Annotated in this window: 1 protein-coding gene; it reads left to right on the top strand. The window is 78.0% G+C overall.

Annotated elements, in window-relative coordinates; genetic code table 11:
- Nucleotides 1-1,733, top strand: a 1,733-nt coding sequence (locus KS423_RS45000; protein WP_224285444.1) for a discoidin domain-containing protein, incomplete at both ends; no start/stop codon positions are given.

Genomic DNA, 1,733 nt, shown 5'->3' with positions numbered 1-1,733 from the left:
GGCGGCGACGGCACGGCGGCCTGGAAGGCCCGGGTCGAGCTCAACCGGCTGCGCGAGCAGCTGGACCGGGCCCCGGCCACCGTCGGCGCCGGGGTGCTCGGCCCGTTCCTGGAGCGGGCCGTGCGCGCCGCCGACAACTGGTCGGGCGTGGGCGGCGGCGCGGTCACCCCGACCAGCACCATGGGCACCGCGCAGGACCACCTGCCGGCGCTGATGGCCGACGGCCTGGCCGACACCTTCTACTGGAGCTCCGCTCCCCCGCAGCCCGGCGACGCGGTCGGTCTGGACCTGGGCGCGGGCCGCCCGGTCAGCGGCGTGACGGTGCTGATGGGCGGCTGGGGCAACGGCCCGGACGCCCGGACCGCCGCGGAGGACTACATCCGCGACGGCGTGCTGGAGTACTCCACCGGCGAGGGCGGCTGGAAGCAGCTCGCCACCGTCAGGAACCAGAAGACGGTCAGCGCCCAGCTCCCGCCGGGCACCGTGGTGCGGGCGGTGCGGCTGCGGGCCACCGCCGCGCAGAAGACCGCCGTCGCGGTGCGCGAGTTCACCGTCACCGCGCCGGACGACTCCCCGGCCAGCGTCAGCGGCGGTCCCGACGCCGCGCCCGGCTCCTCCGCCGCCGCCGTGCTGGACGGCAACCCGGACACCGCGTACCGGGCCGCCAAGGCGCCGACCGCGCAGGACGAGCCGCTCGTCGTCGAGCTCGGCGCGGCCCGTCCGCTGGACCGGCTCACCGTGCTGACCGACCCGGCCGTGCGCGCCACCGCCACCGTCGCGGTGCGCCGGGCCGACGGTACCTGGGCCGACATCGGCACCGTGCAGCCCGGCTACAACGAGCTGCCGGCCGGCGGGCAGGCCGCCGACGCGTTCCGGCTGACCTGGCGGCCCGGCGGCGACCCGCCGGTGGTCAACCAGGTGATCCCCTGGTACGCGGACGCCCCGGCGGCCCGGCTCAGCCTCTCCGACGCGGCCCTGGACGTGGTCACCGGCGCGTCCGCACCGGTCCAGACCCGGGCCACCGTGGAGGCCGGCCGCCCCGAGGGCACCACCGGCGAGCTGCGCACCGAGGTGCCGGCCGCCGCCAAGGGCCTGACCGTGACCCCGGCCGGCCCGGTGAGCGTGCCGCGCGGCGGCCGGGTGGGCGTACCGCTGCTGGTCAGCGCCACCGCGGAGACGCCGTCCGGGACGTACCGGGTGCCGGTGCAGTTCGTGGCCGGCGGCACCACCGTCCGGCAGGTGCTCCAGGTGCACGTGGTGCCGCCCACCGGCGGTCCGGACCTGGCGGTCGGCGCGAAGGCCACCTCCTCGGGCGACGAGACGGCGGGCTTCCCGGCCTCGGCGGTCACCGACGGCGACCCGAAGACCCGCTGGTCCTCGCCGGCCAAGGACGACGCCTGGGTGCGGCTGGAACTGCCGCAGGCGACCCGGCTGGGCGCTGCGGTGCTGCACTGGCAGGCCGCGTACGCCGCCTCGTACCGGATCCAGGTCTCGGCGGACGGGAACAGCTGGACCGACGCGGCGACGGTGGACAACGGCAAGGGCGGCGACGAGACGGTGCGCTTCGACGCGCCCGGGGTCCGGTACGTCCGGGTGCAGGGCGTGGCGCGGGCGACCAAGTACGGCTACTCGCTGTGGGGGGTCGAGCTGTGCGCCGTGACCCCGCCGGTCGCGCCGCAGCCCCCGGGCGGCCAGATCGCCCAGCCCGGCGGCGCGCCGGGCACCCAGGCGGC

Origin of the sequence: Streptomyces sp. LS1784 (assembly GCF_020103755.1) — a bacterium.
Lineage (GTDB): Bacteria > Actinomycetota > Actinomycetes > Streptomycetales > Streptomycetaceae > Kitasatospora.
This window is presented reverse-complemented; position numbering and strand designations above follow the sequence as displayed.